30 protein-coding genes and 1 riboswitch are annotated in these 26,355 nt (G+C 69.8%); of the genes, 9 read left to right on the forward strand and 21 right to left on the reverse strand.

Features of this window, described 5'->3' with window-relative positions; genetic code table 11:
• Positions 1-1,332, forward strand: a 1,332-nt coding sequence (locus VAE46_RS07530) for a carboxylesterase/lipase family protein (protein WP_322796311.1), incomplete at its 5' end; no start/stop codon positions are given.
• Here VAE46_RS07530 and VAE46_RS07535 read toward each other — a convergent pair.
• Together VAE46_RS07535 and glnA are read right to left on the reverse strand one after the other, a co-directional pair.
• Positions 1,269-1,895, reverse strand: coding sequence for a DJ-1/PfpI family protein (locus VAE46_RS07535; protein WP_322796312.1), 627 nt, complete (start codon positions 1,893-1,895; stop codon positions 1,269-1,271). The two genes, VAE46_RS07530 and VAE46_RS07535, sit on opposite strands and share 64 nt — an antisense overlap.
• 109 nt (positions 1,896-2,004) lie before the next feature.
• On the reverse strand, positions 2,005-3,450 hold the full coding sequence (glnA, locus tag VAE46_RS07540) for a type I glutamate--ammonia ligase (protein ID WP_322796313.1): 1,446 nt from the start codon (positions 3,448-3,450) through the stop codon (positions 2,005-2,007).
• A gap of 275 nt (positions 3,451-3,725) precedes the next feature.
• On the opposite strand from glnA, the gene VAE46_RS07545 reads away from it, so the two are divergent.
• On the forward strand, positions 3,726-4,979 hold the full coding sequence (locus VAE46_RS07545; RefSeq protein WP_322796314.1) for a pitrilysin family protein: 1,254 nt from the start codon (positions 3,726-3,728) through the stop codon (positions 4,977-4,979).
• A gap of 44 nt (positions 4,980-5,023) precedes the next feature.
• On the forward strand, positions 5,024-5,491 hold the full coding sequence (locus VAE46_RS07550) for a hypothetical protein (protein ID WP_322796315.1): 468 nt from the start codon (positions 5,024-5,026) through the stop codon (positions 5,489-5,491).
• An 18-nt stretch (positions 5,492-5,509) separates the two neighbouring features.
• Here the strand turns inward: VAE46_RS07550 and VAE46_RS07555 are convergent, their stop codons facing one another.
• Entirely contained in the window at positions 5,510-6,022 is a 513-nt protein-coding gene (locus tag VAE46_RS07555; protein WP_322796340.1) for a DUF2269 family protein, read from the reverse strand.
• Positions 6,023-6,120: 98 nt separating this feature from the next.
• Here VAE46_RS07555 and VAE46_RS07560 point away from each other — a divergent pair, with 98 nt between their 5' ends.
• Positions 6,121-6,837 (forward strand): hypothetical protein, encoded by a 717-nt coding sequence (locus tag VAE46_RS07560; protein WP_322796316.1) that lies wholly within the window; start codon positions 6,121-6,123, stop codon positions 6,835-6,837.
• On the forward strand, positions 6,821-7,255 hold the full coding sequence (locus VAE46_RS07565) for a CoA-binding protein (protein ID WP_322796317.1): 435 nt from the start codon (positions 6,821-6,823) through the stop codon (positions 7,253-7,255). Before VAE46_RS07560 ends, VAE46_RS07565 begins: the two co-directional genes overlap by 17 nt.
• Before the next feature lie 76 nt (positions 7,256-7,331).
• Here VAE46_RS07565 and VAE46_RS07570 read toward each other — a convergent pair whose 3' ends face one another.
• The 7 genes from VAE46_RS07570 to VAE46_RS07600 form a co-directional block, all read right to left on the reverse strand.
• A complete protein-coding gene (locus VAE46_RS07570) occupies positions 7,332-8,507 on the reverse strand; it encodes a thiolase family protein (RefSeq protein ID WP_322796318.1) in 1,176 nt (391 codons plus the stop codon).
• 311 nt (positions 8,508-8,818) lie between these two features.
• Positions 8,819-10,723, reverse strand: coding sequence for a hypothetical protein (locus VAE46_RS07575; protein ID WP_322796319.1), 1,905 nt, complete (start codon positions 10,721-10,723; stop codon positions 8,819-8,821).
• Positions 10,724-11,051: 328 nt separating this feature from the next.
• Complete coding sequence (locus VAE46_RS07580; protein ID WP_322796320.1) at positions 11,052-11,702, reverse strand: cytidylate kinase-like family protein; 651 nt, start codon at positions 11,700-11,702, stop codon at positions 11,052-11,054.
• Positions 11,703-11,716: 14 nt separating this feature from the next.
• On the reverse strand, positions 11,717-12,235 hold the full coding sequence (locus VAE46_RS07585) for a hypothetical protein (RefSeq protein ID WP_322796321.1): 519 nt from the start codon (positions 12,233-12,235) through the stop codon (positions 11,717-11,719).
• Positions 12,232-12,717: a hypothetical protein gene (locus VAE46_RS07590; protein WP_322796322.1), complete on the reverse strand. Its 486-nt coding sequence runs from the start codon at positions 12,715-12,717 to the stop codon at positions 12,232-12,234. Before VAE46_RS07590 ends, VAE46_RS07585 begins: the two co-directional genes overlap by 4 nt.
• A gap of 73 nt (positions 12,718-12,790) precedes the next feature.
• Positions 12,791-12,927, reverse strand: a riboswitch (cyclic di-AMP (ydaO/yuaA leader).
• 70 nt (positions 12,928-12,997) lie between these two features.
• A complete protein-coding gene (locus VAE46_RS07595) occupies positions 12,998-13,366 on the reverse strand; it encodes a cupredoxin domain-containing protein (RefSeq protein WP_322796323.1) in 369 nt (122 codons plus the stop codon).
• Complete coding sequence (locus VAE46_RS07600) at positions 13,363-14,205, reverse strand: FTR1 family protein (protein WP_322796324.1); 843 nt, start codon at positions 14,203-14,205, stop codon at positions 13,363-13,365. The genes VAE46_RS07595 and VAE46_RS07600 overlap by 4 nt, the downstream gene beginning before the upstream one ends.
• A 148-nt stretch (positions 14,206-14,353) precedes the next feature.
• Between VAE46_RS07600 and VAE46_RS07605 the strand changes: the two genes are divergently transcribed.
• Positions 14,354-15,598, forward strand: coding sequence for an NYN domain-containing protein (locus tag VAE46_RS07605; protein WP_322796325.1), 1,245 nt, complete (start codon positions 14,354-14,356; stop codon positions 15,596-15,598).
• Position 15,599: 1 nt separating this feature from the next.
• Here VAE46_RS07605 and VAE46_RS07610 read toward each other — a convergent pair whose 3' ends face one another.
• The 8 genes from VAE46_RS07610 to VAE46_RS07645 form a co-directional block, all read right to left on the reverse strand.
• Entirely contained in the window at positions 15,600-17,228 is a 1,629-nt protein-coding gene (locus VAE46_RS07610) for a CTP synthase (RefSeq protein WP_322796326.1), read from the reverse strand.
• A 68-nt stretch (positions 17,229-17,296) separates the two neighbouring features.
• A complete protein-coding gene (locus VAE46_RS07615; protein WP_322796327.1) occupies positions 17,297-17,752 on the reverse strand; it encodes a SufE family protein in 456 nt (151 codons plus the stop codon).
• Between the two features lie 62 nt (positions 17,753-17,814).
• Positions 17,815-18,684, reverse strand: a complete 870-nt coding sequence (locus tag VAE46_RS07620) for a sulfurtransferase (RefSeq protein WP_322796328.1) — start codon at positions 18,682-18,684, stop codon at positions 17,815-17,817.
• Positions 18,685-18,779: 95 nt separating this feature from the next.
• Positions 18,780-19,571, reverse strand: a complete 792-nt coding sequence (locus VAE46_RS07625; RefSeq protein WP_322796329.1) for an SDR family oxidoreductase — start codon at positions 19,569-19,571, stop codon at positions 18,780-18,782.
• Positions 19,568-21,058 (reverse strand): acetyl-CoA hydrolase/transferase family protein, encoded by a 1,491-nt coding sequence (locus VAE46_RS07630; RefSeq protein ID WP_322796330.1) that lies wholly within the window; start codon positions 21,056-21,058, stop codon positions 19,568-19,570. The genes VAE46_RS07625 and VAE46_RS07630 overlap by 4 nt, the downstream gene beginning before the upstream one ends.
• A complete protein-coding gene (locus VAE46_RS07635) occupies positions 21,055-21,576 on the reverse strand; it encodes a hypothetical protein (protein WP_322796331.1) in 522 nt (173 codons plus the stop codon). Before VAE46_RS07635 ends, VAE46_RS07630 begins: the two co-directional genes overlap by 4 nt.
• 5 nt (positions 21,577-21,581) lie before the next feature.
• Complete coding sequence (locus VAE46_RS07640; RefSeq protein ID WP_322796332.1) at positions 21,582-22,967, reverse strand: aromatic ring-hydroxylating dioxygenase subunit alpha; 1,386 nt, start codon at positions 22,965-22,967, stop codon at positions 21,582-21,584.
• 16 nt (positions 22,968-22,983) lie between these two features.
• On the reverse strand, positions 22,984-23,220 hold the full coding sequence (locus tag VAE46_RS07645; protein ID WP_322796333.1) for a hypothetical protein: 237 nt from the start codon (positions 23,218-23,220) through the stop codon (positions 22,984-22,986).
• 116 nt (positions 23,221-23,336) lie between these two features.
• On the opposite strand from VAE46_RS07645, the gene VAE46_RS07650 reads away from it, so the two are divergent.
• The gene (locus VAE46_RS07650) at positions 23,337-23,636 is read left to right on the forward strand and encodes a hypothetical protein (RefSeq protein WP_322796334.1); all 300 of its coding nucleotides are present in this window, start codon (positions 23,337-23,339) and stop codon (positions 23,634-23,636) included.
• Here VAE46_RS07650 and VAE46_RS07655 read toward each other — a convergent pair.
• Positions 23,633-24,169 (reverse strand): hypothetical protein, encoded by a 537-nt coding sequence (locus tag VAE46_RS07655; protein WP_322796335.1) that lies wholly within the window; start codon positions 24,167-24,169, stop codon positions 23,633-23,635. The two genes, VAE46_RS07650 and VAE46_RS07655, sit on opposite strands and share 4 nt — an antisense overlap.
• 5 nt (positions 24,170-24,174) lie before the next feature.
• Positions 24,175-24,624 (reverse strand): hypothetical protein, encoded by a 450-nt coding sequence (locus VAE46_RS07660; RefSeq protein WP_322796336.1) that lies wholly within the window; start codon positions 24,622-24,624, stop codon positions 24,175-24,177.
• A gap of 77 nt (positions 24,625-24,701) precedes the next feature.
• Here VAE46_RS07660 and VAE46_RS07665 point away from each other — a divergent pair, with 77 nt between their 5' ends.
• Both VAE46_RS07665 and VAE46_RS07670 read left to right on the forward strand, forming a co-directional pair.
• Positions 24,702-25,466 carry an SDR family oxidoreductase gene (locus VAE46_RS07665; RefSeq protein WP_322796337.1) on the forward strand — a complete coding sequence of 255 codons (765 nt, stop codon included), beginning with the start codon at positions 24,702-24,704 and terminating at the stop codon, positions 25,464-25,466.
• A gap of 82 nt (positions 25,467-25,548) precedes the next feature.
• The gene (locus VAE46_RS07670; protein ID WP_322796338.1) at positions 25,549-25,980 is read left to right on the forward strand and encodes a DUF3237 domain-containing protein; all 432 of its coding nucleotides are present in this window, start codon (positions 25,549-25,551) and stop codon (positions 25,978-25,980) included.
• Here VAE46_RS07670 and VAE46_RS07675 read toward each other — a convergent pair.
• A partial coding sequence (locus tag VAE46_RS07675) for a hypothetical protein (protein WP_322796339.1) occupies positions 25,962-26,355 on the reverse strand: 394 nt, incomplete at its 5' end. The genes VAE46_RS07670 and VAE46_RS07675 overlap by 19 nt on opposite strands.

Here is a 26,355-nt window from a genome sequence, read left to right on the forward strand (position 1 = left end):
CACCCGATCCCCGGCTTCGCGGCGAGCGGGCCGCAGGATGAGGACTGCCTGACGCTGAATGTGTACACCCCGGCGGCGGACAGCGGCCGGCGCCCGGTGCTGTTCTGGATCCACGGCGGCGGGTTTACCCACGGCACCGCCGGCGAACCGCTCTACGATGGCGGCCGGCTGGCACGGCGCGGCGATGTGGTGGTGGTGAGCATCAACTACCGCCTGGGGGCGTTCGGGTTCCTCCACCCGGGCCTGCGGGTCGAGGGGAAGGGGCTGGCGGCGAACTGCGGCCTGCTGGATATGGTGGCGGCGCTCCGCTGGGTGCAGCAAAACATTAGCTTTTTGGGCGGCGACCCCCGGAATGTGACCATTTTCGGGGAATCGGCGGGGGCCGCGGCGGTGGGGACGCTGCTGGCGATGCCGGACGCGAAAGGCCTGTTCCAGCGGGCCATCCTGCAGAGCGGGACGGGACGGGCGCTGGAGCCCTCCGCGGCGGCGGCGACGGTCGACCGGGTGGCGGCGGCCGCCGGGGTGGAGCCGGCCGGGCTGCTGACGCTCCCGGGGGATCGGCTGCTGGAGGCGCAGGCGAAGGTGGCCGCGCAGGCCGCGTTCGGGAACCCGGTGTTTGGGCCGGTGGTCGACCCCGAGACGCTGCCGATGCAGCCGCTGGAGGCGGTACGGGCGGGCGCGGCGGCCGGGGTGCCGGTGCTGATCGGGACGAACCGGGACGAGGTGCGGCTGTTCACGGCGATGCTCCAGCGGGAGGAGCCGGACGGGGCCGGGCTGGAGCGGGCGGTGGCCGCGCTCTTCCCGGGGGCCGATGCCGACACGGTCCGGGAGGCGATTGGGACGTTCCGGGAGAGCCGCCGGAGGCGGGGCCTGCCGGCAGGGAACCTCGATATCCTCGATGCGATCAGTTCGGAGGGGCGGTTCCGAGCGGGGGCGCTGCGGCTGGCGGAGGCGCAGGCAGCCCATCAGCGGGGCACGTACGTGTACCTGTTCACCTACGCTTCGCCGGCGCGGCGGGGCGCCCTGGGCGCCTGCCACGCACTCGAGCTGCCGTTCGTGTTCGGGACGCTGGATGCGCCGACGCAGGATCGCTTCGCCGGGAGGGGACCGGGGGTGCAGCGGCTTTCGGAGCAGATGATGGACGCGTGGATTGCGTTCGCACGGGGAGGGGACCCTTCGCACCCGGGCATCGGGCGGTGGGAGCCGTACGACCCGGTGCGCCGCCCGACGATGGTGTTTGACCTCGAGAGCCGGCTGGAGGAGGACCCTTACGGCGAGGAGCGCCGGGCGGCGGCATCGCTGCTGGGGGCTGCCTCCCAGGGCTCGGGGTAGTACTCCATGGCCTGGCGGACCTCGTCGGCGAGCCCGGGCCCCCAGAAGCGGCGAACGAGGTAGAGCGCCATATCGATCCCGGCGGACACCCCTGCGGCGGTGACGATATCGCCTTCGTCGAGATAGCGGGCGGATTCGATGACGGTGATCTGCGGATTCTTGTTCAGGATGGGGATGCCGACGCGGTGGGTGATGGCCCGGCGACCATCGAGCAGGCCCATGCGCTCGAGGACGAGGGCGCCGGTGCAGACCGATGCCAGCGCCGCGCCTCCAGCGCGGAGGCGTTCGATGACGGCGCGGAGGGCGGGGTTGTCGCGTTCGCGGCGGGTGCCGATGCCCCCGGGGATGATGACGAGGTCGGCCGGTGGTGCCTCGGTGAAGGTGCAGTCCGGGAGGACGCGGAGGCCCTTGGCGCAGGTCACGGGCGCCGGGGTTTCTGCGGCGGTGTAGCAGCGGGCTTCGCCGGGGCGGAGTTCGTTCACCATGGTGAAGACTTCCCAGGGGCCGGCGAAGTCGAGTTCTTCGGCGCCATCGAAGAGGAGGAAGGCGATGGTGCGGGGCATGGGCGGCCTCCCGTGCGTTTGGGGGACGGTAGCAGAGCAGCGGGCGAACGAAAACGGCCCCCGGGTGTACCGGGGGCCGTGGCGGTGCGTGACGCTGCCTGCGATGGGATTAGCAGTCGAAGTAGAGCTGGAACTCGTACGGGTGCGGCCGCATGCGGATGGGGTCGACCTCGTTCTCGTACTTGTAGGCGACCCAGGTCTCGAGGATATCGGGGGTGAACACTCCGCCCTTGAGCAGCCAGTCGTGGTCTTCTTCGAGGGCGCGGAGGGAGCCGTCGAGCGACTGGGCGACGGTGGGGATCTTGCTCAGCTCATCGGGGCTGAGGTCAAAGAGGTTGACCTTATCGAGGGGCTCGCCCGGGTCCCACTCGTTGAGGATGCCGTCCATGCCGGCCATGAGGATGGCGGCGAAGGTGAGGTAGGGGTTGCCGGCGGGGTCCGGCGGGCGGAATTCGACGCGCTTCTGGCGCGGGTCGGGGCTGACGAGGGGGATGCGGCAGGCGGCCGAGCGGTTGCGGGCGGAGTAGACGAGGTTGACGGGGGCTTCGTAGCCGGGGACGAGGCGCTTGTAGCTGTTGGTGGTGGGTGCCGCGATGGCCATGAGGGCGCGGCCGTGGCGGATGAGCCCGGCGATGTAGTGCTTGCAGAGCTTGCTGATGCCCGCGTATTCCTCGCCGGCGAAGAGGTTGACGCCGTTCTTCCAGATAGAGAGGTGGGTGTGCATGCCGGAGCCGTTATCGCCGTAAAGCGGCTTCGGCATGAAGGTGGCGACCTTGCCGTTGCGCTTGGCCACGTTCTTCACGATGTACTTGTAGAGGAGGGCCTTATCGCCCATGCGGGTGAGGGTATCGAAGCGCATGTCGATTTCGCCCTGGCCCGCGGTGGCGACTTCGTGGTGGTGGAGTTCGACCTGGATGCCGCAGGCTTCCATGGTCTCCACCATTTCGTTGCGGATGTCGGTCAGGGTGTCGAAGGGGCTGACGGGGAAGTACCCTTCCTTGACGCGGGGCCGGTAGCCCTGGTTGAGGTCGCCGCGGAGGGTGGATTCGGCGTTGCTGTTCCAGATGCCTTCGTCGGAATCGACGATGTAGGAGGCGGTGTGCATCTGGTTGGTGAAGCGGATCTCATCGAAGATGAAGAACTCGAGCTCGGGGCCGATGTAGACGGTATCGCCGACGCCGGTATCGCGGACGTACTGCTCGGCCTTGGCGGCGACGTAGCGGGCATCGCGGGTGTAGGGCTGGCGGGTGACCGGGTCTTCGACGTTGGCGATGACGGAGAGGGTCGGGACCTCGATGAAGGGGTCGATGTGGGCGGTCGCGGGGTCGGGGATGAGGAGCATGTCGGACTCCTCGATCTTCTGGAAGCCGCGGATGGAGGAGCCGTCGAAGCCGTAGCCGTTGCGCCAGGGGGAGCGGTTGTAGTCGGTCCAGTCGTTGAGTTCGCGGATGGGGCGGGTGATGTGCTGCCACTGCCCGAACAGGTCGACGAACTTGATATCGACGAAGCGGATGCCGTTCTGTTCGCAGTAGCCTTTGATTTCCTCGGGGGTCATCGAACTCCTCTGCCGTGGGGTGATGGGCGGCGGTTCTCCCGATTGTCGCCGGGGGGCGGTTTACAGCCACGGCAGAAGGGGCTCTTGCGTGTGAAGAGTGTGTTTCGGCGCGTGGCCCAACCGGGATGGCCTGCGTGCTGAGGGCAAGGGTAGGGGGCCGGGGTTTCGGGCGAATTGCGCCGGTGTTACGAACAGGTTTCGCGCGCCGATTTCGCCTGCAGTCGGCGGGCCGCGTAGGATCAGGGATCGGCGCCTGCGGGGCGCGCGGGGATGCAATGTATCAGCGGACGGTGCTGGCGAACGGATTACGGGTGGTGACGGGGGAGATGCCCCACACCCGGTCGGCGACGGTGAGCGTGTACGTCGGCGCGGGCAGCCGGTATGAGCCGGATGAAGAGGCGGGGCTTTCGCACTTCCTGGAGCACCTGCTGTTCAAGGGCGCCTCGCGGCGGCCGACGGCGCGGGAGATTTCGGAGGCGATCGAATCGGTTGGGGGCATGCACAACGCGGCAACCGACCGGGAGGTGACGCTCTACTACGCGAAGGTGCCGCATACCGCCGCGATGACGACCATCGACATCCTGGCGGACATGGTGACCGCGCCGGTGCTCGACCCGGCGGAGCTGGAGAAGGAGCGGTGGGTCATCCTGGAAGAGCTGGCGGGGGTGGAGGACAGCCCGGCGGAGCTGGCGGCCATCCTCGCGGATGAGACGCTCTGGCCGAACCAGCCGCTGGGCCGGGAGATCGGCGGGACGCCGGAGAGCGTGCGGCGGCTGCCGGCGGAAGCGGTCGTACGCTACTTCCGGCGGCAGTACGTGCCGGGCAATATGGTGCTGGCGGTGGCGGGCAATGTGCGGCATGACGAGGTGGTTGCCGCGGCGGAGCGCTGGCTGGGCGGGATGACACCGCAGGAGCCCGGGCCGTGGTACCCGCACGTCGGGCGGGACGGCGCGCCGCGGCTGGCGGTGCGGGAGAAACAGACCGAGCAGGTGCACCTGTGCATCGCCTTCCCCGGGGTGCCGGCGAATCACCCCGAGCGGTTCGCGGTGGAGCTGCTGAGCACGCTGCTGGGGGAGGGGATGTCGAGCCGGCTGTTCCTCGAGCTGCGGGAGGAGCGGGCGCTGGTGTACGACATCCACAGCTATGCGAGCGAGTTCCGGGATGCCGGTGCGCTGACCATTTACGCCGGCTGCGACCCGGAGCAGGCGAGGACCACGGCGGAGGCGACCATCGCGGAGACGCTCCGGCTGCTGGAGGGCATCCCGGCGGCGGAGCTTTCCAAGGCGAAGGAGATGGCCAAGGGGCGCATCCAGCTGCGGATGGAGGATTCGCGGGCGGTGGCCGGCTGGCTGGGCTCGCAGGAGCTGCTGCTGGGCGACATCCTGACCGTGGACGAGGTGGTGGACCGGATCGACCGGATTACGGCGGACGAGTTGCTGGCGGTGGGCCGCAGGGTGCTCGACCCGGGAGCGGCCATCCTCGCAGCGGTGGGGCCGGTCAACCTCGAGACGTTCGCCGGGGTGATCTGAGCGGCGCTTCGACAGCCGGGGGGAGCGCGGGGGAGAATCGGGGGGTGGCGCAGGCGTTCTTCGGTCCACCGGCGGGCGGGTTTGTGCGGGGCGGGGCGCACATCGCGGTCTACCTGGTTCCGGTGTTCGAGGGGCGGCTGGTGGTGTTCGATGTGCCGGTGCGCGAAGCCCGGGGCCGCTGGCTGCCGTGGACGGTGATGGGCTTCGGCGAGAACCCGTACGAGACGGCCGCGGAGCTGGCGGACGACTGGTGCGAGAGCGCGGTTTCGAGCCTGGAGATTGTCGATGCGCTGTCGTTCCCGTTCGAAGGGGAGGGCTGGGAGCTGGCGCTGGTCTACCGGGCGGAGCTGACGATGTTGCCGCCGGGGGACGATGCCCGCCGGCCGTTCGCGTACCCGCGCGGGGAAGCCGACGCTATCGGGCGCTTCGACCCCGTGGACCTGCTGCGCTGGGTGGGCAACCCGCCGGGGCCGGGGGAGGTGCGCGGCGGGGGCGCGCAGCTTGTGTTCTAGGCAGGGGCGAGTTCGCGGTTAGAACGGTTTGAAGACAGCGAGCCAGGCCAGCAGGGGGACGCTGAGCACGAGGATTGTGCCGAAGACGATAGGGACGCGGTCTTCGAGGACCTGGCGGAGTTCCTCGGTTTCCTCCCCCTTTTTCTGGGCGATGAGCGCGGCGAGGCGGGCGCGGCGGAGGCCGAAGCCGAGCAGGGGCAGGCAGACGAAGTAGAAGAAGATGTAGAGGAGGGTGAGGACGCCGAGCCAGCCATCCCGGATGAAGTTGTAGCCGGCGGCAACGGCCCAGAAGAAGCCGGTGATGCCGCTGGCCATGGCGCCGGGGAGCAGGACGCGCGTTTCGTTGTTGGCAGCTTCGATGAGGCAGGTGGCGCGGTACTTGAGGTCCTTCGTGGCCCAGGCGCGGAGGATGAGCGGGTAGGTGGCGCCGAGGCCGGCGCCGAGCCAGATGAGGGCGAGGACGTGGACGATGCGCCACCAGTCCAGGGTGCGGGCTCCGGTGCGGGGGTGGGAAGCGCGGGGGCTTCGGATTCCAGACTAGGCAGACGGGCGGATTCGGTCCATTGGCGGCCGTACGGTGTCGGCGGGAGCGTTGACCCGGCGGGCCGGAGCGGCAACCATCGGGGATGATGGTGAACGATCTCCCGGCCCATGTGGTGGAGCGGCGGCGCGATGGCAAGCGCACGGTGCTGCTGCACCGGGCGATGGCGGTGATTGGGGATGACCGGGTGGAGATCAGGAGCGCCCGGGGGACGGTGGTGCTGCCGCTCATCGGGCTGGTGATTTCGCTGGGGATCGGCTGGCTGATGGTGGAGCACGGACCGGGGCTGCCGTTCTGGCTGCTGGTGACGCTGCTGCTGGTGCTGGTGATCCTCGTGCCGGTCTCGGTGATGGGGCTGGTCGGCGCGCTCGTGGGCGCCGATGTGGTGGTGGACCGGCGCAAGGGTTCGGCGACCTGGCAGCAGGGCTACCTCGGCATGGGGATCGGCACGAAGGAGCTGGTGCCGTTCGCGAAGATCGACCACCTGGAGGTGGTGCTGGAGGGGGACCGTCCCGACCGCTGGCAGGACCAGCAGGACGACCTGCGGCAGTTTTCGCTGGTGCTGGTGAAGGCCAGCGGGAAGCGGCTGACGATGTTCACAGTGCCTGTGCCTGCCTACGGGCAGGAGGACGGCATGGACCGCACCCTGGCGGTGGCCCAGGCGATCGCCGGGATGACGGGCGCGCGCATCGAGCTGCCGGAAGGCTGGGAGCTGGTCGAAATCGATATAGAAACCGGCGAACCGGTCCGGAAGGAGCGGGAATCTGCGCCGGCAACAAGGAGGAAACGTGGGCGACGCCGTTGAGGTGCTGATGAACGCGAAGACGATCGCGGTGGTGGGGCTGGACAGCCGCGAGGATCGCCCGGCCTACGGGGTGGCGAGGTACCTGCAGGACCAGGGCTACCGGGTCATCCCGGTGCACCGAGGGCGGTTCCCGGCGGACACGATCCTGGGCGAGCGGGCCTACGCTTCGCTGCGGGACGTGCCGGAGCCGATCGACGTGGTCGATGTGTTCGTGCGGCCGGCGGATACGGACGAGGTGATCGACGACGCGATCGCGGTTGGGGCGAAGTGCGTGTGGCTGCAGGAGGGCATCACCAACGAGAGCGGGCTGGAGCGCGCGCGGCGGGCGGGCCTGGCGACGATGCAGGACCGCTGCGCGAAGGTGGTGCATGCGGAGCAGGCCCGGTTGCGGCAGGGAAGCTCCGGGGCCGAGGGCTGAGGCAGCCCCGGACGAGGAGAAACTGGAGGGCCGCCCGTACGGGCGGCCCTCTGCTTGCTGGAGCGGTGCGGCGCGGCTAATTGACGCGTTCGAAGATGGTGGCGATGCCCTGGCCGCCGCCGATGCAGAGGCTGACGATGCCGAAGCGGCCGCCGGTGCGCTCGAGTTCGTACATGAGCTTGACGGTGAGGATCGCGCCGGTCGCGCCGATCGGATGTCCGAGGGCGATGGCGCCGCCGTTCGGGTTGACCTTTGCCGGGTCGAGGCAGAGCTCGGAGGCGCAGGCGCAGGAGACGCTGGCGAAGGCCTCGTTGAGCTCGATGCAGTCGATCTGGTCGAGGGTCATCTGGGCCTTTTCGAGGGCCTTGCGGATGGCCGGGATGGGGCCGCTGCCCATAATGGCGGGGTCGACGCCGGCCTCGGCGCGGGCCACGATGCGCATGCGGGGCTGGACGCCAAGCTCCTTCGCCTTGCTGGCGCTCATCAGGACGAGCGCGGCCGCGCCGTCGTTGATGCCGCTGGCGTTGCCGGCGGTCACGACGCCGCCTTCTTTGAAGGCAGGCCGGAGCTTTGCGAGGGCCTCGACGGTGGTGGCGCGGGGGTGCTCGTCGGTATCGAAGACCTTCTCTTCGCGGCCGACGCGGATGGTGATCGGGGCGATCTGCTCCTTGAAGCGACCGGCTTCGATGGCGGCGAGTGCGCGCCGCTGGCTTTCTGCGGCGAATTCATCCTGGGCCTCGCGGCTCACTTCGAAGCGCTCGGCGAGGTTCTCGGCGGTGATGCCCATGTGGTAGCCCTTGAAGGGGTCGCTGAGCATGTGGATGATGCCGTCCTCGATGCTGTCGTGGCCGAGGCGGTAGCCCTGGCGGGCCTTGCGCAGGTAGAAGGGCATGCGCGTCATGTTTTCGGCGCCGCCGGCGACGACGACTTCGGCGTCGCCGCTCTGGATGAGGCGGGAGCCGGTGTTGATGGCCTCGAGGCCGGAACCGCAGATGCGGTTGACGTTCATGGCCGGGGTGCCGATGGGGAGGCCGGCCTTGACCGCGGCGTGGCGGGAGAGGTAGGCGTCTTCGGCGACCTGGCCGACGATGCCCATGACGACGTGGTCGACGCGGTCGGGCTGGATGCCGGCGCGGTTGACGGCTTCGCGGATGACGTGGGCGCCGAGGTCAGAGGCGGGGACATCGGCGAGGGAGCCCTGGAACCGGCCGATGGCGGTGCGGACACCGCTGACGAGAACGACATCTTCCATGGTGAGAAATCCCGGGTGCAGGAGTGTGGGAGCCCGCGGGGGATGGGCCCCGGGTGCACGGCCTGTTCATTCTAAGCGCGCGGGTGAAGGGCGTGCCAGTGGATAGCTGCGGGGTGGGGTATAGGCGGGGGCTATGGGAGGTGGGCTATGGGAGGTGGGAGGTGGGAGGTGGAAGGTGGAAGGTTGGAGGTGGGAGCCGGGAACCGGGAGCCCCGCCCCGCCCGGGAGCCACCGCCACGCCGCGGCCCCACCCGGGAACCGGGAGCCGGGAGCCCCCGCCGGGAGCGGGCTCCCCCGCTCCCGGCGGGGGTTCAGCGGCGGAGGGCGGCGAGGGCGAGGGTGCCGGCGCCGAAGCAGGCGGAGGCGAGGGCGACCAGCAGCCACGCCAGGGGCGAAGGCGCGGGGGCGTCGCCGTTGCCGGTGGCCGGCGCGATGGGGGTGGCGAGTGCGGCCCGCGGCGCATCGGGGCCGGGGCTGGAGCTGGCTGCGGGCGGTCCGCCCGCCCCGGGGGCAGGCGTCGCCGCAGATGGCGGGGTCGCGACCGGGGAGGCCGGCGCGGGAACCTGCGGCGCGGGGGTGGCGGGGGCCGGCGGATTGCTGTCGGTGGGCGGGAGGACCTCGCCGCAGAAGCCGAGGCACGGCGGATTCCAGTCGCGGATGTTGAGGAAGCGCAGGGTCACGGTTTCGCCGGGCTCCTGCGGGCGGGCTTCCTGCGCGGGGGTTGCAGCGGTCCAGCCGGGACGGGGCGATTCGCTGACGGTGTAGGTGCAGTTCGCGGCCGGCGGAAGGCCTTCGGCCACGGCCGAACCATCGGGACCGGTGACGAGGGTGCGGGGCTCGATGCCGCAGCCGCTCACGGTGAAGCTCCAGCCTTCGCCGGGGCGCTCGAAGCCCACAATGTTCTCGGTCTTTTCGATGCGGATGGTTACGCCGGTTTCCTGCGGGTCTTCGGAGCTCAGGGCCGGTGCGTTGTAGAAGCAGAACAGGACGTTGCCGTTTTCGTCGATTGGCGGGCTGCCGATGGGTCCGGGGTTTTCCGGGGATGGGGGCACGCCGGTGAATTCGACGCCGGTCTCATTACCTTCGGCCTGGGGCTCCTCCGGGCAGGAGAGCCCGACGGGGCCTTCCTTGCTCACGGTCAGCTGGCCGTAGGCCCAGCCGAGGGTGGTGTAGCCGGGGGCGGGGAGCTCGCGGACCCGGTAGACGCCGGGGGGAAGCGGGCTGAACTTCGCGTGCTGCTGCTGGCTGAATTCGGCAGTGGCTGGCGGCGCGGAGGAGCCAGCCTGGGTGACCTCGACCGTGAAGAGGGTCTCATCGCCTGGGGCGCCGGGGATGACCTTCCTGACGAGGATGGTGCCGCTCCAGGGGAGGTCGGGGTCCACGGGGTCAACCGGCTCCGCGCGGCGGCCGGGTGCGTTGTAGAGGCAGATGACGAAGGGGCCGGTGCCGTCCCGGTCGGGGTCGAAGGAGAACTCGGGCCAGCCGTTAGCGTCAGGCTCGGCCGGGCAGCCGGATTCCCCGCCTTTGTACCAGCCGAGCGACCAGCCGAGGTAGCGGTACGGGGTATTGAGCAGGAGCTCCTGGATGCGGTGGGACTCGTTGGGGTAGATGGTGAACGTCGCGGGGCTCGACTGGGTGATGACGGCGCGGGGGAAGACGCCCTGGCTGTCGAACGTGGGCGAGTGGACTTCCACGGTGAACGGGGTCTCGTCCTCGGGGAAGCCGGGGATGACCTTGCGGGCGATGAGTTCGCCGGCGGGGCCGCCGGGCTGGTCGTTCTGCCGCGGCCTGTTGTAGAAGCAGATGACGGCCTGCGGGGCCTTCTCTGTGAGGGTGACCTCGGCAGCGTCGCGGTCGGACTGGGGCGCATCGGGGCAGACCAGTCTGCGGGCGAACGTGCCGAATGCCCAGCCACTGTAGTCGTAGCCGGAGGGGAGGAGCTCGCGGACCATGACCGGTGCATCGAGGGGGACATCGGGGATGGTGCCGTTCGCGCCCTGGCTGAAGCCGTAGGTCCGGGAGGGGTCGCCGACGACCTCGGCGGAGAACCAGGTGGCGTCGGCGGGGTCGCCGAGGACAACTTTGGCGAGGTAGATGGTGCCGGTGGGCGATTGGCCGCTGACCGGCCGGGCGGGGCCGGCGGCGAGGAGTGCGGCGAGGACGGTCGCGAGGAGGAGGACGATGTGCAGGTGGCGTGGGAGGACAGGGACGCGCATCGCAGGGGCTCCGCAGGGGACTGGGCCGATAGGCCGGCCGGGCGAACGGTGACAGGTAGGGGCAGTTGACCTCTGGCTCCGGTGGTTCCTCCGTGACGGCATGGGACACCGGGCCCGCTATGCCGGCATGGGCGCCGAAGACCCGGCGTGCGCATCAGGAGCGCCGGGTCTTGATGGCCAACACGGTGAACCCTACGGAGAAATACGGATGCGCGAGCGCCGGGAACAGGTCACCGAGTTACCGCTCAGGAAAAATGGCCGCGGCCGGCAGGTGTTGCCCCCTGGAGCGCGCTGGAGGGGAGCTCAGCTCACCCGAGAGCCGGTTGGCTCAGGCGGGGACCGGTGCGGCCAGGTCGAGCGCGGCGAGGATGAGCCGGGCGACGGCCCGCGGCTCGAGGCGGTCGGTGGAGACGCAGAGGTCGTAGGATGCAGGGCTGAGCCATTCGGCGCCGAAGTATTCGCGGAAGTACGCCACCCGTTCGCGGTCGGAGCGGATGAGGACCTCGCGGGCGTCATCGGGAGCGACCGCCATTTGCGCTGCGAGGCGGCGGACGCGTTCGCTTTCGCTGCCGGAGATGAAGACGCGGAAGGTATCGGGGCGGCCGCGGAGCATGAACTGGGCGCCGTGGCCGAGGAAGACGACGGAGCCGTGGGCGGCGAAGTCTTCGACGACCTGCTGGATGAGCTGGCGGTAATCGGCCGAGGTGAGGATGGGGGTAGCGCCGATATCGACCGGTTCGCCCCAGGTGACGGCATGGGCGCCGGGGGTGCGGGCGAGGGCCTCGAGGATGCGGGCGAAGAAGGAAGGGCGGCGCTCGGCTTCGGCTACGGTCTCGGGGGAGACGCCGGCTTCGAAGGCGGCTTCCTGGACGAGGCGGTAATCGAGCAGGCGGAAGCCGAGCGCGTCGGCGACGTGGCGGGCGACCTCTTCGCCGCCGGTCCCGACCTGTCGGGCGATGGTGATGTTGCGAACGGCCATGGGTGACCTCCGGACTATTCGGCGACGACGGTGAGGGCGTCGGGGGTGGTGGCAGCGATAGCGATGACACCGCCGATTTCGGAGACGGTACCGCGGACGCAGATGGTGCGGTCGGCGAAGCCGAGGAGGGGATCGGCGGGGAAGTTGCCGCGGCTTCCGGATGGGACGATGACCTCCACGCGGAGGGTGGCGCTGATCGGCGCGCCAACGGAGAGGATGGCATCGCCGTTGCGGTCCATCACCCCGAGGACCGGCCCCTGGAGTTCGACCTGTTCGCCGCGGCGCAGGCGGGCTTCGAGGTAGGTGATGGGGCTATCGCAGGTGAAGGTGGGTTCGAAGACGACGGGCGTCGGTTCGGCGGTTGGGGTGGGCGCTGCGGCGGTGGGGGTGCTGGCGCCAGGGGTTGCCGTTTCAGCGGTTGGGGACGCCTGCGGCGGAGTGGGCGTGGGGTCCTGATCATCGTCCCCGCCGCAGGCGGCGACGGCGAGGGCGCCGGCTGTGAGGAGGGCCAGCAGCGGCGCCCAGCGCCTCAAGAAGCCACCCCCGAGAGTTCTCGGCGGCCGGGCAGGGCGACGGCGCTCCCGAGGGAGGGCGCCAGCCGATGGACCGGCCAGAGGAGGGTGCCGTAGGTGAACTCTGCGGTGGAGGGGTGGAACTCGACAGGCCCGGCGATGCCGCAATCGACCGCGATTTCGCTTTCGAGCTCGCGCACGAGGGCGCGGATTTCGCCGAAGCGCACGACGCGGAGGGAGACGGCCGGCGATGCCGGTGCCTCATGGCTGGAGACGCCGGTCTGCGGGTGGGGCACGACTCGGCCATCGACGGGGAGGTGTACCTCGCAGCTGAGCTCGCCGCGGAGGCGGACGAAAGGGAGACCGACGATGCGCTCACCGGAGATGAGCGCCCAGGAGCGGAGGCGGGTGGCCGCTTCGACGATGCGCGCGAGGCTGAGGTCGCACTCGCGGCTGATGGTGCGGCGGGCGGGGATGGTGGACGGTGAGATGGCGAACTGCACGGGCTAACCTCCTGTGCGGCCTGGGGGCGGGCACCTGGCGGTGCCGGCCCGGGGCGAATGCGAGAGGAGGCAGCAGCACTCCTCCGAACGCCTACGGGGTTAGCTGACGGGTTCGGCGTCGGAAGTCGCCGTCCCTCCCGGAGGAGGGATGCACCCCAGGTAGTGGGTCCCCCGTTCCCGGCGGGCGCCGGGATTCGGCGTCTCTTACGGTAGCACACGGCGCGGGTCCCGGAGCATGCCGCGAGCCCGCTGTTATGGAGTTGTAACAGGCGCGGGCGGCCTACCGGGCGGGGCCGAGGGTGGCCTCCATGCCGGCGGCGCGGTGGCCGGCCATGTCGCAGTAGACGGGGTAGCTGCCGGACTGCGGCGCCTTCCAGGTGACCTTGCGGGTGCGGCCGCGGGGGATGATGACTTCTTCGATGCCGGCCTCATCGCTCTCGAATTCGTGGTCGCTGGAGCCTTCGTTCTTGACGTAGAAGGTGATCGTCTCGCCCGGGGTGAAGGAGATGGAGGCCGGGCGCATGTACATGCTGCCATCGGTGTTTTCGCCGAGGACGACATCGACGGGGCGCCCTTCGCTCTCTGAGCAGGGGACGGCGGAAAGGAGGAGGGGGAGGGCGGCGAGGGGCAGGAGGATACGGCGGTTCATGCGGTGGCTCCGTGTGCGGGGGTGGCAAGGGCGGGGCGGGGGCGCCCGGCAAGGACGTAGACGGCAAGGGCGATCGCGAGATAGGCGAGATAGGCGAGGACCTGGCCGGCGAAGGGGCTGGCATCGTAGCCGAGGATGGTGGCGAGGAGCCGGCCGGGCCCTTCGTTATCGGGCAGGAGGTTGTAGGTGTCCCAGAGGCGCGGGCCGAGGTTCACCATGAGATCGGCTTCGCGGAGCTCCTTGAGGGCGTTGGGGACCATGCCCGCCGCCAGGATGATGAGGAGCACCGAGGAGACGTTGAAGAACGCGCGGAGCGGGATGGCCCGGCTGCCGCGGTAGAGGAGGACGCCGGCGACTGCAGCGAGGGAGAGGCCGAGGATGGCGCCGGACCAGTAGAGGGCGGCGGAATCGGCGCGGCCGGTGCCGCCGAAGAGGAAGAGGGCGGTTTCGAGCCCTTCGCGGCCGACGGCGGTAAAGGCGAGGAGGCCGAGGGCGAAGCCGGAACCGGCATCGAGCGCGGTATCGACGCGGGCGCGCAGTTCGCGGCCGATGCTTGCAGACTGGCGGCGCATCCAGGCGAGCATCCAGGTGAGAATGATGACGGCGAGGAGCATGGCGGCGCCTTCGATGAGCTCCTGCCAGCGGCCGGGCAGTTCGATGGCGAGGAGCTCGAGGAGGACGGCGGCGCCGAGGCTGAGCCCGCCGGCGAGGCCCGCGCCGAGCCAAATGGGCCGGGGGGAGGTGCCGGGGGAGGCGCGCCGCAGATAGGCGAGGACGATGCCGAGGATGAGGGCGGCCTCGAGACCTTCGCGGAAGGTGATGAGCAGGCTGTAGAGCATCGGCGAACTCCGGTGGTGATAGCAGTCGCGTGCGCTGAACGAATCGTGTCACACGGTAGAAATTAGGCATAGCTAATGTCTAGTGACAGCTTTGGCACATGTGGGCCAGGCAGGCGCTGCCGGGGACCGGGTCGGGTAGGATTGGGGTATGCGCGAGGCGATGCCGGGTGCGGCCCAGGAGGATGTGGCGCTCCTGGTGGACTGGGAGAACCTGAAATTCAGCCTGATGCAGCGGAACCGGCGGGTGAACGTGACGGCGCTGCGGGAGGCGGCCGAGCGGTTCGGGCGGGTGGCCTATGCGCGGGCCTATGCCGACTGGCAGGACCCCGTGCAATCGGGGGACCCGGCGTCGCTCTACGCGGCGGGGCTGGAGCCGGTGTACGTGCTGACGCGCCGGTACACCACGGCGGAGGGCGAGGCGCGCATCCAGAACTCGGTGGATGTGAAGCTGGCGGCCGATTGCGTAGAGGCGAGCCATGTGTACCCGAATATCGGGACCTTCGTCATCGCCTCAGGCGACCACAGCTTCTTTCATGTGCTGATGCTGCTGCGGGCGCGGGGGAAGCGGGTGGTGGTGATCGGCGTTTCGTGGGCAACCTCGGCGCAGCTGGTGCAGCAGGCGGACGTGGTGCTGTATTACGACCTGGACGTTGACCCGGAGGGGGAGCGGAGCGGGCCGCCTGCTGAAGCTGCGGAGGTGACGAAGATCGAGCCGAAGGTCGCGGCAGCGGCGGTCCGGGCGATCGAGCTGGCGCAGGCGAAGGGGCCGGTTTCGGCGGAGCCGCGGGAGGTGGCGGAGGTGCTGCTGTACCTGCTGGCGATGGTGAAGGAGTTCCGGGAGAGCGGGCGAGACCTGCCGCTTTCGCTGGTGGGGCAGGAGCTCCAGAAGCGGATGCCGCCGGCGGAGTTTCAGCGGGTGGCGAAGGGGCGGGCGGGTGACTTCGCGCGGGCGCTGGCGGAGCAGGGGCTGGTGCGGATGGTGAATCATGACTTCACCGACTGGCTCTACCTGCCGGGGGAGCGCCCGGAGACGGCGGAGCGCCCGCGCGGCACGGTGCAGGAGCTGCCCCGGTACGACTACGCCCGGTTCAATTACAACGACCTTTCGCCCGAGCAGCGGCGGGAGGTCATCGTCGCGATCCACGACGAGCGGAACAAGCCGGGGGTGGGGTGGCTGACGTTCAACCGGATTCTCGAAACGCTGAAGCCGGTGGTAGGGCGGGAGGACTTGGAGGTGAAGAACCTGGTGAACAGCATGATTTCGTGGGGGGTGCTGCGGCTGGCGGAGGTGCGGCAGGGTGTGGCGCCGGACACGGGCGCATCCTACACCTACAACACGTTCGAGCTGGACCTGGAAAACCCCGAGGTGCGGAGCGCGCTGAAGCTGGAGTGAGTCAGGCAGTCAGGCTGGCGGCGCCGGCGGGGCTGGTGCTGCGAGCGAGCGCCGCGGAGATGAACCCGCGGAACAGGGGGTGGGGGCGGTTGGGCCGGCTCTGGAGCTCGGGGTGGAACTGGGTGCCGAGCATGAAGGGGTGGCCGGTGATTTCGGAGATTTCGACGAGGCTGCCATCGGGCGAGGTGCCGCTGACGCGGAGGCCGCGGGCCTCGAGGGCGGCCCGGTAGGCGTTGTTGAACTCCCAGCGGTGGCGGTGCCGTTCGCTGACGAGGTCGGTGCCGTAGCAGCGGTGGGCGAGGCTGCCCGGCACGAGGCGGCAGGGGTAGGCGCCGAGCCGCATGGTACCGCCGAGGTTGGTGACGCCCTGCTGCTCTTCGAGGAGGCTGATGACGGGGTGGGGGGACTCAGGATCGAATTCGGTGCTGTTGGCTTCGACGAGTCCGGCCACGCCCCGGGCGAACTCGGTCACGAGGGCCTGCATGCCGAGGCAGAGGCCGAGGTAGGGCGTGTGGGTGGTACGGGCGTAGGCCGCGGCCCGAATCTTGCCTTCCCAGCCGCGCTCGCCGAAGCCGCCAGGCACGACGATGCCGTGGACGCCGGCGAGGAGGTCGGCAGGGTCGCGGGATTCGAGCTCTTCGGCGTGGACCCAGCGGATATCGACTTCGACGCTGTTGGCGATGCCGGCGTGGGCGAGAGCTTCCTTGACGGAGATGTAGGCATCGCGGAGTTCGACGTATTTGCCGACGACGGCGACTTCGACGCTGCCGGAGGGGTGTTTGAGGCGATGGACGAGTTCGCGCCACTCGGCGAGGTCGCGCGAGCCGTGGAGGTTGAGGCGGTCGAGGACGAAATCGCCGAGGCCGCGCTCCTCGAGGGTGAGCGGGACTTCGTAGATGGTCTCGGCGGTCTCCATGGGGATGACGGCGCGGGGTTCGACGTCGCAGAAGAGGGCGACTTTCTCGGTGATATCGCGGGGGACGGGGTGGTCGCTGCGAAGGACGATGGCGTCGGGCTGGATGCCCTTGGAGCGGAGTTCGCGGACGGAGTGCTGGGTGGGCTTGGTCTTGAGTTCGCCGGTGGCGCCGACGTAGGGGAGGAAGCAGACGTGAACGGAAAGGCAGGTATCGCGGGGCTGTTCGTGGCGAATCTGGCGGATGGCCTCGATGAAGGTTTCCCCTTCGATATCGCCGACGGTGCCGCCGACTTCGCAGATGAGGACATCGCAGCCGGTGCGCTCGGCGACGCCGTAGATGCGGGCCTTGATTTCGTTGGTGAGATGGGGGACCTGCTGGATGGTGCCGCCGAGGTAATCGCCGCGGCGCTCGCGTTCGAGGACGGAGAGGTAGACCTGTCCGGAGGTGACGGAGGAGGCGGCGGTGAGGTCCTGGTCGATGAAGCGCTCGTAGTGGCCGAGGTCGAGGTCGGTTTCGGCGCCGTCGACCGTAACGAAGACTTCCCCGTGCTGATAGGGGGACATGGTGCCGGGGTCGACGTTGAGGTAGGGGTCGAGCTTTTGGATGGTGACGCGGATGCCGCGGGATTTGAGGATTCTGCCGAGGCTGGCGGTGGTGATGCCCTTGCCAACGGAGCTAACGACGCCGCCGGTGACGAAGATGAACTTGGGCATGGCCTCCGGTCCGCTGGTGCTCGTTCGATGCTACGGCGGGCCGGGGGCGGGGTCAACGAACAAATGTGTTACGTCTGGTCGGCGCCGCGCTGGTTGAGACGCTGGCGGGCGAAGGCGGTGACCATATCGACGATGCCCATGAGGCCCATGCCTTTGCCCATGGAGACTTCTTTGCCGAAGACGGTGAAGACGCTATCGCAGGGGACAGCTGCGACCTGCTCGAGGGGCTGGCCGCTGAGGGTTTCATCGAGGATGACGGCCCACGCCTTCGCAGAGAGGCCCTGCGGGTTTTCGACGGCGAAGTGGAACTTGAGGGTGCCATCCGGCAGGTCTTCGGCCCAGACGTAGGCGTCGGATTCGCATTTCTGCACGTGGTGTTCTTCGGGGAACGGGCGGGTGGCGATGGTGGGCGGGACTTCCTTGAAGCGGTCGGCGTAGCCGATGAGGAGGTCGATCCGCTCGGTGCGGTCGGCCCACTGGAAGTCTTCGAGGACTTTCTGGAAGGCTTCAGGCGGTGTGGCCACAGGGTCTCCGGGGATGGCCGGGGGCGATTCGGCCCCCGGCCGGGCTGTTCTGATCGTAGCGGTTATTTTTCGATGGGGACGCCGACCGAGTTGCCCCACTCGGTCCAGGAGCCGTCGTAGTTGCGGACGTTGGGGTAGCCGAGGAGGTACTTGAGGACGAACCAGGTGTGGGAGCTGCGCTCGCCGATGCGGCAGTAGGCGATGACCTCATCGTTGGGGCTGAGGCCCTGCTCCTGTTCGTAGATGGCGCGGAGCTCGGCGGCGGATTTGAAGGTGCCGTCCTCGGGGTTGGCGGCGCGGGCCCAGGGGACGTTCCTGGCGCCGGGGATGTGCCCGCCGCGGAGGACGCCTTCCTGGGGGTACTCGGGCATGTGGGTGCGCTCGCCGGTGTACTCCTGCGGGCTGCGGACATCGACGAGCTTGACGCCGGTGCCGAGTTTCTTCAGGACCTCATCGCGGAAGATGCGGATTTTGCTGTCGTCGCGTTCGTTGGCGCGGTACTCGGTGGGCGGGTAGGTGGGAACCTCTTTCGTGAGCGGGCGGCCTTCTTTTTCCCACTTGAGGCGGCCGCCGTCCATCACCCTGGCGTTGGTGTGGCCGAAGAGCTGGAAGACCCAAAAGGCGTAACAGGCCCACCAGTTGTTCTTGTCGCCGTAGAAGACGACGGTGGTCTCGGGGGTGACGCCGATGCGGCTCATGAGCTTTTCGAAACCGGCGCGGTCGAGGTAGTCGCGGCGGAGGGGGTCGTTGAGGTCGGCAGCCCAGTCGACCTGGACGGCGCCCGGGATGTGGCCGGAGGGGTAGAGGAGGGGGTCTTCGTTGGATTCGATGATGCGGACGGACGGGTCGTTGAGGTGCTGGGCGACCCATTCGGTGGAGACGAGGACTTCGGGGTGAGCGTAGCCGCGGGCGGCGATTTCTGCGTCGGACATGGTGACCTCCGTGGACGGCCGTGGTGGATCGGGGGGACTCCCCGGGGTGGAGTGTACGCCCACGACCGGAGAAAGTCGAGCGATGTGGTCAACAATTACTGCGCGGCAACGAAATCGGCGCGGGAGGGGAGGCGGCGGGTAAGCTGGCCGCCATCGACCGGGAGGTCGTGGCCGGTGATGAAGCTGGCGGCATCGGAAGCGAGCCAGGTGATGGCTTCGACGACATCGGCGACGGTGCCCATGCGGCCAAGGGGGGTTTCGCGGGTGAAGGCGCGGACGACGGGCGGGACGAACATGTGGGCGGTCATCGGCGTTTCGATGAGGCCGGGCGAGACGACGTTGACGCGCACCCCGGCGGGCCCGTATTCGAGCGCGGCGATGCGGGTGATGTGGTTGATGGCGGCCTTGGAGCCGCCGTAAGCGGCGAGGCCTTCGCCGACGAGCCGGGCGGTGATGGAGGAGATGGTGATGAGCGAGCCGCCGCCGGTGGCGGCCATGGCGTTGGCCATGTGGCGGATGAATGAGACGGCGCCGAGGAACTGGACGCTGGCCATGGCGTGCAGGCGCTCGGGGGTGAGGTCGCGGATGGGGGTGCTCTGCTCGAAGCCTGCGGTGTTGAGGGCGATATCGAGGGTGCCGAAGCGGTCGAGGGCGGCGCGGGCGAGGGCTTCGACGTCGGCATCGACGGTGATATCGCAGCGGATCGGGACGGCGCCGCACTCGGCGGCGAGGGATTCGAGCTCGGGGAGGCGGCGGGCTGCGGCGATGACGCGGGCGCCTTCGCGGGCGAAGCGGAGGGCGGCGGCCCGGCCGATGCCGGAGGAGGCCCCGAGGACGACGGCGACCTTCCCCTCGAGAGAGCCGCCCTGCGGCGGTTCGCTGCTCATTCGAGGCTGCCCCAGAGCTGCTTTGCCTGCTGGCGGAGTTCGCCGCGGAAATCGGGGTGGGCGATGCTGATCAGCTCTTCGGCGCGCTGGCGGTGGTTCTTATCGAGCAGGCGGGCGATGCCGTACTCGGTGATGACGGTATCGGTGAGGTAGCGCGGGATGGTGACCAGCGTGCCCTCGGGGTGCTGGGCGACGATCTTGGAGACGGTGCCTTCGAGCGCGGTGGAGCGGAGGACGGTGATGGCCCGGCCGTTCTTGCAGAGGGCGGCGGAGAGGTGGGTATCGGGCTGGCCGCCGGTGCCGTTGACCATGTGGCCGCCGAAGCGGTCTTCGCTGGCGACCTGCCCGAGGAGGTCGACCGCGACGGCACTGTTGATCGAGGTCATCTGGTGGTTCTGGGCCATGAGGAGGGGGTTGAGGAGGTAGTCGGAATCGTAGAGTTCGAAGGCGGGGTTGCCGGCGATGATGCGGAGGTCGTTGCCATCGCAGCCGGTCCAGGCGGTGGCGACGGCGCGCCCGCGGTGGATGCTCTTGCGGCTGCCGGTGAGGATGCCGCGCTCCCAGAGTCGGGCGAGGCCAGGCGAGCCGAGCTCGGTGTGGAGGCCGAGGTCGTGGGCGTCGTCGAAGGCGCCCGCCTTGAACATGAGGGAGCTGGGCTGCCCGACGCCGACCTGGATGGTATCGCCGTCGCGGATGAGGGTCTTCAGGTGCTCGGCAATGGCCTGCGCGGCGTGGTCGACCTCGGCGAGACCGAAGGCCTGCTGAAGGATGCCGGGCGGCATGAGGTGGAACATGTCTTCGACGAGGGCGACCTGGTCGGGCGAGGCCTGCGCGAGGATGCCGAGGAGCGCCTCGCGGTGCTCGGGCGGGGCCTGGGTTTCGATCCGCTGGCGGACGGCAGCGAGGTCGACCGGCTTGATGTAGCCGTCGACGAAGGTGTCGATTTCGGAGACGTGGATCCAGGTATCGCCGAAGACGGGTTCGATGTTGGGGTCGATGGCGGCGATGGTATGGCGGCAGCGGCGGGCGTAGGCCTTCTTGTGCCACATGTGCGGGCCGAAGTTCACGTAACCCTTGTCGTTGGGCGGGGAGACGGAGACGAGGAAGACATCGGGGATGCGGGCCTCGGGGCGGCCGGAGTCGAACGCCTTGAAGCCGAGCATGAAGGTGTTGGGCAGGTAGGTGGCGATGCGCTGGTCGTGGGCGGGGCGGAGGGCATCGCCGATGAAGAGCTCGATCTCCTTCTCGCCGCGCGGGCCGCCGGGGGAGAAGATGGGCACCTCGCGCGGGGCGAGGCAGCGGATATCGACCCGCTCCAGTTTGGCGGCGCGTTCGAGCAGGGCCTGGGTGAGCACGCCCGGGCAGAGGATGCCGAGACCGACGAGGTGACCGTTTTGGACGGCTTCGAGCGCTTCGGCGGGGCTCTTCTTGCGCGATTCGAAGATGTCGCGCCAGGAGGCGTACGGGGATGCAGCTGCGATGGTCATGCTTCGGTTCCTCCAGTGCAGGGGGTGAGCGGCCCTTCGGGGACGATGGCGGCGAAGCGGCGGACGGCCGCGGCGATGACCCGGGGGAACTGGGCTGGCGGGATGGCGCCGGCCTCGAGCGCGTCGGCGGCCTGCGCGGCGGCGGCATAGATGGCCAGGTGGCGGAGGGCCTGGGCGGCGAGCCACGGCGCTGGCGCACCGGCGGTGGCGCGCAGGTCCCCGGGGGTGCAGGCGCCGGCCTCGAGCAGGAGGCCGGGAAGGCGGTAGAGGACGAAGGGGGCGAGGTCGGGGAGGGCGCTGTGGAAGGCGGCGGTAGAGCGGGTGACGCGGCTCCCGGCGAGGGCGGCGCGGGCGCGGGCCTCGAGGGCGGCGAAGGAGGCCTCGCAGGCATCGAGGAGGGCGGCGGCCTCGGCATCGGTGGCGTGCGCGGCGCGGGCGAGCCCGGAGGCGAGGGCGCGGGCGATGGCGTCCTCGCCTCCGGCCTGGCTGAAGCACGCGGTCGCGCGCAGGGGGGACATGGCCGCTATTCGAGCTCCATCCAGCGGTCGTAGAGCTGGTGGAAGTGGCGGATCTTGGTTTCGTTGTAGCTGGCGAAGACGACTTCGGGCCGCTTCATGGTCTTCAGGCCGATCTGCACCTTCGGGATGTTGAAGGTGTCCTGGTTGAAGACGCGGGCGAGCATGCCGAGCTCGGGGGCGTCGGCCCAGTCGTCATCGGGGCCGAGCCAGTGGATGGGAGCGGCCGGCGGCCGGGGTTCGCCCTTCGGCCACGGCGCCAGGAACATGCACTCCATGATGCACTCGTCCGGGTTGTCGCCGTGGGGGCGGAAGCGGTAGGTGATGCGGTTGAAGGCGCCCCAGGGGTGGAAGTTGGGGAAGACGGTGTAGTAGATGGAGTCGAGGTACTCGGCGTCGCAGTAGGTTTCGGCTTCCTCGCCGATGACGGCCTTCATGCCCTGGCGGCTGATCATGGCGGCGAACTGGCGGGCGCCCATACCGGGCGGCACCTCGGCGAGGGGCGGGTCATCGAGGTTGCGGTCGAACATGGCGTCGAGCATGTCCTGCTGGGAGGGCGCCTCGCGAAGGTGGGGGCTGGGGGTGCCGTTGGGGGTGATGGCGCGGGAGAAGTTGCCGAAGACGTCGTACTGGGAGTTGGAATCGCCGATGCCGTTGAGGAGCTGCGGGTGGGTGGCAACGACGTGGTAGGCCTCCATGAAGGCTTCCTGGGCGACCTTCCAGTTGCAGCGCAGGATCTTGGCGACGTGGGCCTGCTTGAAGCGGTTGGCGAGGTCCCAGCGTTCGAAGTGGCGGGGGAGGTCGCCGAGGAAGGCTTCGAGCGGCTCGGCGTCGGGGTCGGGATTGATGAAGACGAAGCCGCCCCAGGTGCCGACCTTCACCTCGGGCAGGTGGTAGTCGCGCTCGTTGACCTCGGGGAAGTCCCACTGGCAGACGACTTCCTTGAGGGAGCCGTCGATTTCCCAGCACCAGCCGTGGAAGGGGCAGCGGAACTCCTGGGCGCCGCGGCCGTCGAACTCGCGCAGCTGGCGGCCGCGGTGGAGGCAGGCGTTGTGGAAGGCCTGGATGCGGTCCGGGGCGGAGCGCACGACGAGGAAGGAGAGGTGGGCGATGTCGTAGACGATGTAATCGCCGACGTTGGGGATGTCTTCCTCGCGGCAGGCCATCTGCCAGACGCGCTTCCAGATTTTCTCGACCTCGCGGTCGTGGGTCGCTTTGCTGTAGTACTGCTCGGCGGGGACGCGGGTGACGCCGGGCTCGATGGGGGATTCGAGGCGAAGGACGGGCGGGACGGGCCGGCTGTCCTGGTCGAGCAGCTCCTGGTAGAGGGTGCCGGCGGAGCGGTAGCCTGCGGGGGTGGCGCGACCCTGGTCGCCGATGGTCTTGAGTGCCATGGTGGAAGCCTCCGGGTTAGTCGTGGACGAGTTCGAGGCCGCGGGTGCGCTCGGCGCGGTGGCCGGGGCCGGCGACGGGCTTGCCGCCGACCCAGATGATCATGTGCGGGTCGGCGTAGGTGAGGGTGCCTTCGAGGTAGCGGGTGGTGAAGCCATCGAAGATGCCGGAGAGTTCACCCTTGGTGACGCGGACGCGGTTACCGGGGAGTTCTTCGTAGATGGCGCCGGAAAGCGGGTGGCGCTTCTTCCGCATCTTGCCCCTCCAATCCAAACATTTGGCTGTTCGGCCAGCGCCGGGAGTATACTGGCCCCCGCGACGGCCTGCAATGGCCGGGCGGCGAACGCGGAGAACGCGGAGGTGGCTGACGGATGCATGAGCAGCGCTGGAGCGGTGAGGCCGAACTGGAGGTGCTGCGGGCGGGGTTCCAGGGTCGCGTGGCGCTGGAGTTGTTCACGAAGCCGACGCCCCCGGGGCGGGTGCAGGGCTGGGGCGGGGAGTTTCGCGCCGAGCCGATGCTGGCGCTGCCGGCCATCGGCCGCGGGGTGGTGACGCTGGATGACGGCGAAGCGATCGAGGTGATGGTGGAGAGCTTCGACGCCGTGACGGGCAAGGGTACGCTGTTCGGGCTGGGGAGCCCGCCGCGGGTGCTGCGCGGCGCCGGCGGCTAACGGGCAGCTGCGTAGCCGGCGGAGCCCGGGGTTGGGAGGACGGTGACCGGCATCGACTCCGGCTCGAGGCCGAGGGTGATGAGGACCCTGGCGAGGCCGAGGAACAGGCCGACTCCGAGGGTCAGCTCAGCGAGGCCGTCGTCGCCGAGGTCGCGGCGGAGCGCCTCGGCCAGGGCGGGGTCGGCGCGGGAGGGGTCGCCGATGATGCCGTCGGTGTACTGGAGGATGCGCTTTTCGCGGTCGCTGAGGGGCGATGCGAGGTAGGCGTCGGTGACGAAGTCGAGGGTGGCTTCATCGAGCCCTTCGTCGCGGGCGAGGGAGAAGCGCACCTGGCGGCAGAAGCCGCAGGCGGTGACCCGGGCGTTGCGGATGCGGGCGAGTTCCTTTTCGCGCTGGCCGAGGGCGGGGTCCATCCAGAAGGCGGCGTAGAGGCGGGCGAAGCTGGACTGGATGGCCGGGGCATGCGCGAGGACGGTGTGGAAAGCGGGCGACTCGCCCGGGACAGCTGATGGGACGCGGGGGACGGTGGACATAGCGGTTACTCCTGCGGGGCTGACGCGGCTGCGACGAGGGACATGCGGGCGGCGGCATCGAACATGGCGAGGGCGGCGAGCAGCGTGACCACGCCGCGATCGCCGAGGTGCTGGCGGAGGGCGAGGACGGGGGCATCGGGCAGGTCGTGGTGCTGCCAGGGGATGAGGCCGGCGATTTCGAGGGAGAGGGCATCGACCGGGCCGAGGCCGGGCGGGGTTTCGCCGCGGGCGAGGGCGTCCCGCTCCGGGGCGGGGAGGTCGGCAAAGGGCGGCGCGCACAGGTCGGGGTCGCAGCCGTGGCGGGCGGCGACGAGGCGCCGGCAGCGCTCGAGGGTGGCGGCGGGCACGGCGTCGGTGTCGTAGCAGGCACGGAGGAAGGCTTCGAACCCGTCGCGCAGGTGGGGAATGGGCGCGAGGCGGCGGGCGAGGGGCGGCGGAACGGGGGCGACTGTCATGGGCGGAATCTTGGGCGATTGACCAAGGATTTGTCCAGCAGGGTAAAATCCGGCGATTCCTCGACGGAGGGCAGGCAATGGAGATCGCGGGCAAGGTGGCGCTGGTCACGGGCGCGGGCTCGGGGATCGGGCGGGCGACGGCGGAGCGGCTGGCGCGGGAGGGAGCGAAGGTGGTGGTCGTGGATATCGACGCGGCGGGCGGCGAAGAGACGGTGCGGCGGATCGCGGCGGCCGGTGGCGAGGCGGCCTTCGTGCAGGGCGATGTCGGCACTCCTGCGGGCATCGCCGAGCTGTTCCGGGCGGCGAAGCGCGTGTTCGGGCGGCTGGATATCGTGCACAACAACGCGGGGATCATGACGGGAGACACGCCGGGCTGGCCGGATGCGCCGCTGGAGAAGGTGCACCGGGTGATCAGCGTGAACACAGCGGGGGTGGTGATGGGGACGCGGGAGGCGGTAGCGGCCTTCCGCGAGCACGGCGAGGGCGGGGTGGTGGTCAACACGGCGAGCATCGCCGGGATGGGGCCGCTGCCGTTCGACCCGGTGTACGCGGCCTCGAAGGCGGCGGTGATTCACTTCACGAAATCGTGCGCCATTTTGAAGGAGCTGGAGAACGTGCGGGTGAACGCGGTCGCCCCGGGGATGGTGGATACGCCGATCATCGCAAAGACGGGCGACGGGACGAAGCCGGCGGCGTGGCTGGAGCCGTCGCTGGCCGGCGCGGTGCTGCTGCCGCCGGAGCGCATCGCGGAGGAGGTGGTTCGCCTCATCCGGGACGATGCGCTTGCGGGCGAGGTGAGCGTGGTGATGCACGAGACGACGGCGGCGCCGGCGCAGGGGTAGGATGCGCCTCGCGGGCGGCCCCGGCGCCCCGGGGAGCCCGATGCCAGCGAACGACACGAACACCAGCGAAAGGAAGGATGCGATGCCACTGGATCAGCTGCCGGTTGAGTACCTGTTCACGATGACGGCGAACGTCGCGCCGCCGACGGTCATCCAGGGCGGCCCGCAGGGGTCGCGGATGATCGTGAGCGTGCCGGGCGGGACGTTCGAAGGCCCGAAGCTGAAGGGCACGGTCGTGCCACACTCGGGCGGGGACTGGGTGACGCTGCGGCCGGACGGGAGCATGAAGCTGGATGTGCGGCTGACGCTGCTGACCGAAGACGGCGCCGCGATCCTGGTGACCTACACGGGCATCGGAGCGCGGACGGCGGAGGGCGGCACGAAGGTGTATTCGACGCCGCAGTTCGAAACGGGGGCCGAGAAGTACGCCTGGCTGAACAGCGTCCAGGCGGTGGGGATTGGGAGCACCACCCCGGGCGGGGTGACGTACGAGGTCTACGCTCTGCGCGCCTGAGCGGCGGCCCGGCGGGCGGCTTCGACGAGCAGCTCCGCGGGGGCGGGGTGCCAGCCGAGCCCGGCGGCGAGCTGGTCGAGGGTCGCCTCGGCCTGCATGAGCATGCCGGCGATGCCGGCGATCTCATGGGCGCCGGGGCCGATGGCCTGGACGCTCAGCAGTTCGCCGGTGCGGGCGTCGGCGTGGAGGCGCACGAGCCCGGGCGCCGCGCCGTGGACGGCCGACCAGGCGCTGCCCTCGAAGGGGATGGTGGCTGAGGCGAGCGGGGGCGCCGAGGGCAGGTCGGCCGGGCGGGTTCCGACCGCGGCGAACGGCGGGACGGCGTGGACGAGCAGGGGTACGGCCGAGAGGCGGCAGGTGCGGGAGTCGCCGGCG

The organism is Tepidiforma sp. (assembly GCF_034433535.1).
Classification (GTDB): Bacteria; Chloroflexota; Dehalococcoidia; order Tepidiformales; family Tepidiformaceae; genus Tepidiforma.

What these genes read in the sequence shown, in the direction of transcription:
- VAE46_RS07545 (WP_322796314.1), top strand. Translation starts at nt 3,726, where the DNA reads ATGTATCAGCGGACGGTGCTGGCGAACGGATTACGGGTGGTGACGGGG.
- VAE46_RS07635 (WP_322796331.1), bottom strand. Translation starts at nt 21,576, where the DNA reads ATGTCCCCCCTGCGCGCGACCGCGTGCTTCAGCCAGGCCGGAGGCGAG.
- VAE46_RS07620 (WP_322796328.1), bottom strand. Translation starts at nt 18,684, where the DNA reads ATGTCCGACGCAGAAATCGCCGCCCGCGGCTACGCTCACCCCGAAGTC.
- VAE46_RS07625 (WP_322796329.1), bottom strand. Translation starts at nt 19,571, where the DNA reads ATGAGCAGCGAACCGCCGCAGGGCGGCTCTCTCGAGGGGAAGGTCGCC.
- VAE46_RS07655 (WP_322796335.1), bottom strand. Translation starts at nt 24,169, where the DNA reads ATGTCCACCGTCCCCCGCGTCCCATCAGCTGTCCCGGGCGAGTCGCCC.
- VAE46_RS07535 (WP_322796312.1), bottom strand. Translation starts at nt 1,895, where the DNA reads ATGCCCCGCACCATCGCCTTCCTCCTCTTCGATGGCGCCGAAGAACTC.
- VAE46_RS07580 (WP_322796320.1), bottom strand. Translation starts at nt 11,702, where the DNA reads ATGGCCGTTCGCAACATCACCATCGCCCGACAGGTCGGGACCGGCGGC.
- VAE46_RS07575 (WP_322796319.1), bottom strand. Translation starts at nt 10,723, where the DNA reads ATGCGCGTCCCTGTCCTCCCACGCCACCTGCACATCGTCCTCCTCCTC.
- VAE46_RS07650 (WP_322796334.1), top strand. Translation starts at nt 23,337, where the DNA reads ATGCATGAGCAGCGCTGGAGCGGTGAGGCCGAACTGGAGGTGCTGCGG.
- VAE46_RS07610 (WP_322796326.1), bottom strand. Translation starts at nt 17,228, where the DNA reads ATGCCCAAGTTCATCTTCGTCACCGGCGGCGTCGTTAGCTCCGTTGGC.
- VAE46_RS07645 (WP_322796333.1), bottom strand. Translation starts at nt 23,220, where the DNA reads ATGCGGAAGAAGCGCCACCCGCTTTCCGGCGCCATCTACGAAGAACTC.
- glnA (WP_322796313.1), bottom strand. Translation starts at nt 3,450, where the DNA reads ATGACCCCCGAGGAAATCAAAGGCTACTGCGAACAGAACGGCATCCGC.
- VAE46_RS07570 (WP_322796318.1), bottom strand. Translation starts at nt 8,507, where the DNA reads ATGGAAGATGTCGTTCTCGTCAGCGGTGTCCGCACCGCCATCGGCCGG.
- VAE46_RS07640 (WP_322796332.1), bottom strand. Translation starts at nt 22,967, where the DNA reads ATGGCACTCAAGACCATCGGCGACCAGGGTCGCGCCACCCCCGCAGGC.
- VAE46_RS07560 (WP_322796316.1), top strand. Translation starts at nt 6,121, where the DNA reads ATGGTGAACGATCTCCCGGCCCATGTGGTGGAGCGGCGGCGCGATGGC.
- VAE46_RS07605 (WP_322796325.1), top strand. Translation starts at nt 14,354, where the DNA reads ATGCGCGAGGCGATGCCGGGTGCGGCCCAGGAGGATGTGGCGCTCCTG.
- VAE46_RS07660 (WP_322796336.1), bottom strand. Translation starts at nt 24,624, where the DNA reads ATGACAGTCGCCCCCGTTCCGCCGCCCCTCGCCCGCCGCCTCGCGCCC.
- VAE46_RS07665 (WP_322796337.1), top strand. Translation starts at nt 24,702, where the DNA reads ATGGAGATCGCGGGCAAGGTGGCGCTGGTCACGGGCGCGGGCTCGGGG.
- VAE46_RS07630 (WP_322796330.1), bottom strand. Translation starts at nt 21,058, where the DNA reads ATGACCATCGCAGCTGCATCCCCGTACGCCTCCTGGCGCGACATCTTC.
- VAE46_RS07595 (WP_322796323.1), bottom strand. Translation starts at nt 13,366, where the DNA reads ATGAACCGCCGTATCCTCCTGCCCCTCGCCGCCCTCCCCCTCCTCCTT.
- VAE46_RS07600 (WP_322796324.1), bottom strand. Translation starts at nt 14,205, where the DNA reads ATGCTCTACAGCCTGCTCATCACCTTCCGCGAAGGTCTCGAGGCCGCC.
- VAE46_RS07670 (WP_322796338.1), top strand. Translation starts at nt 25,549, where the DNA reads ATGCCACTGGATCAGCTGCCGGTTGAGTACCTGTTCACGATGACGGCG.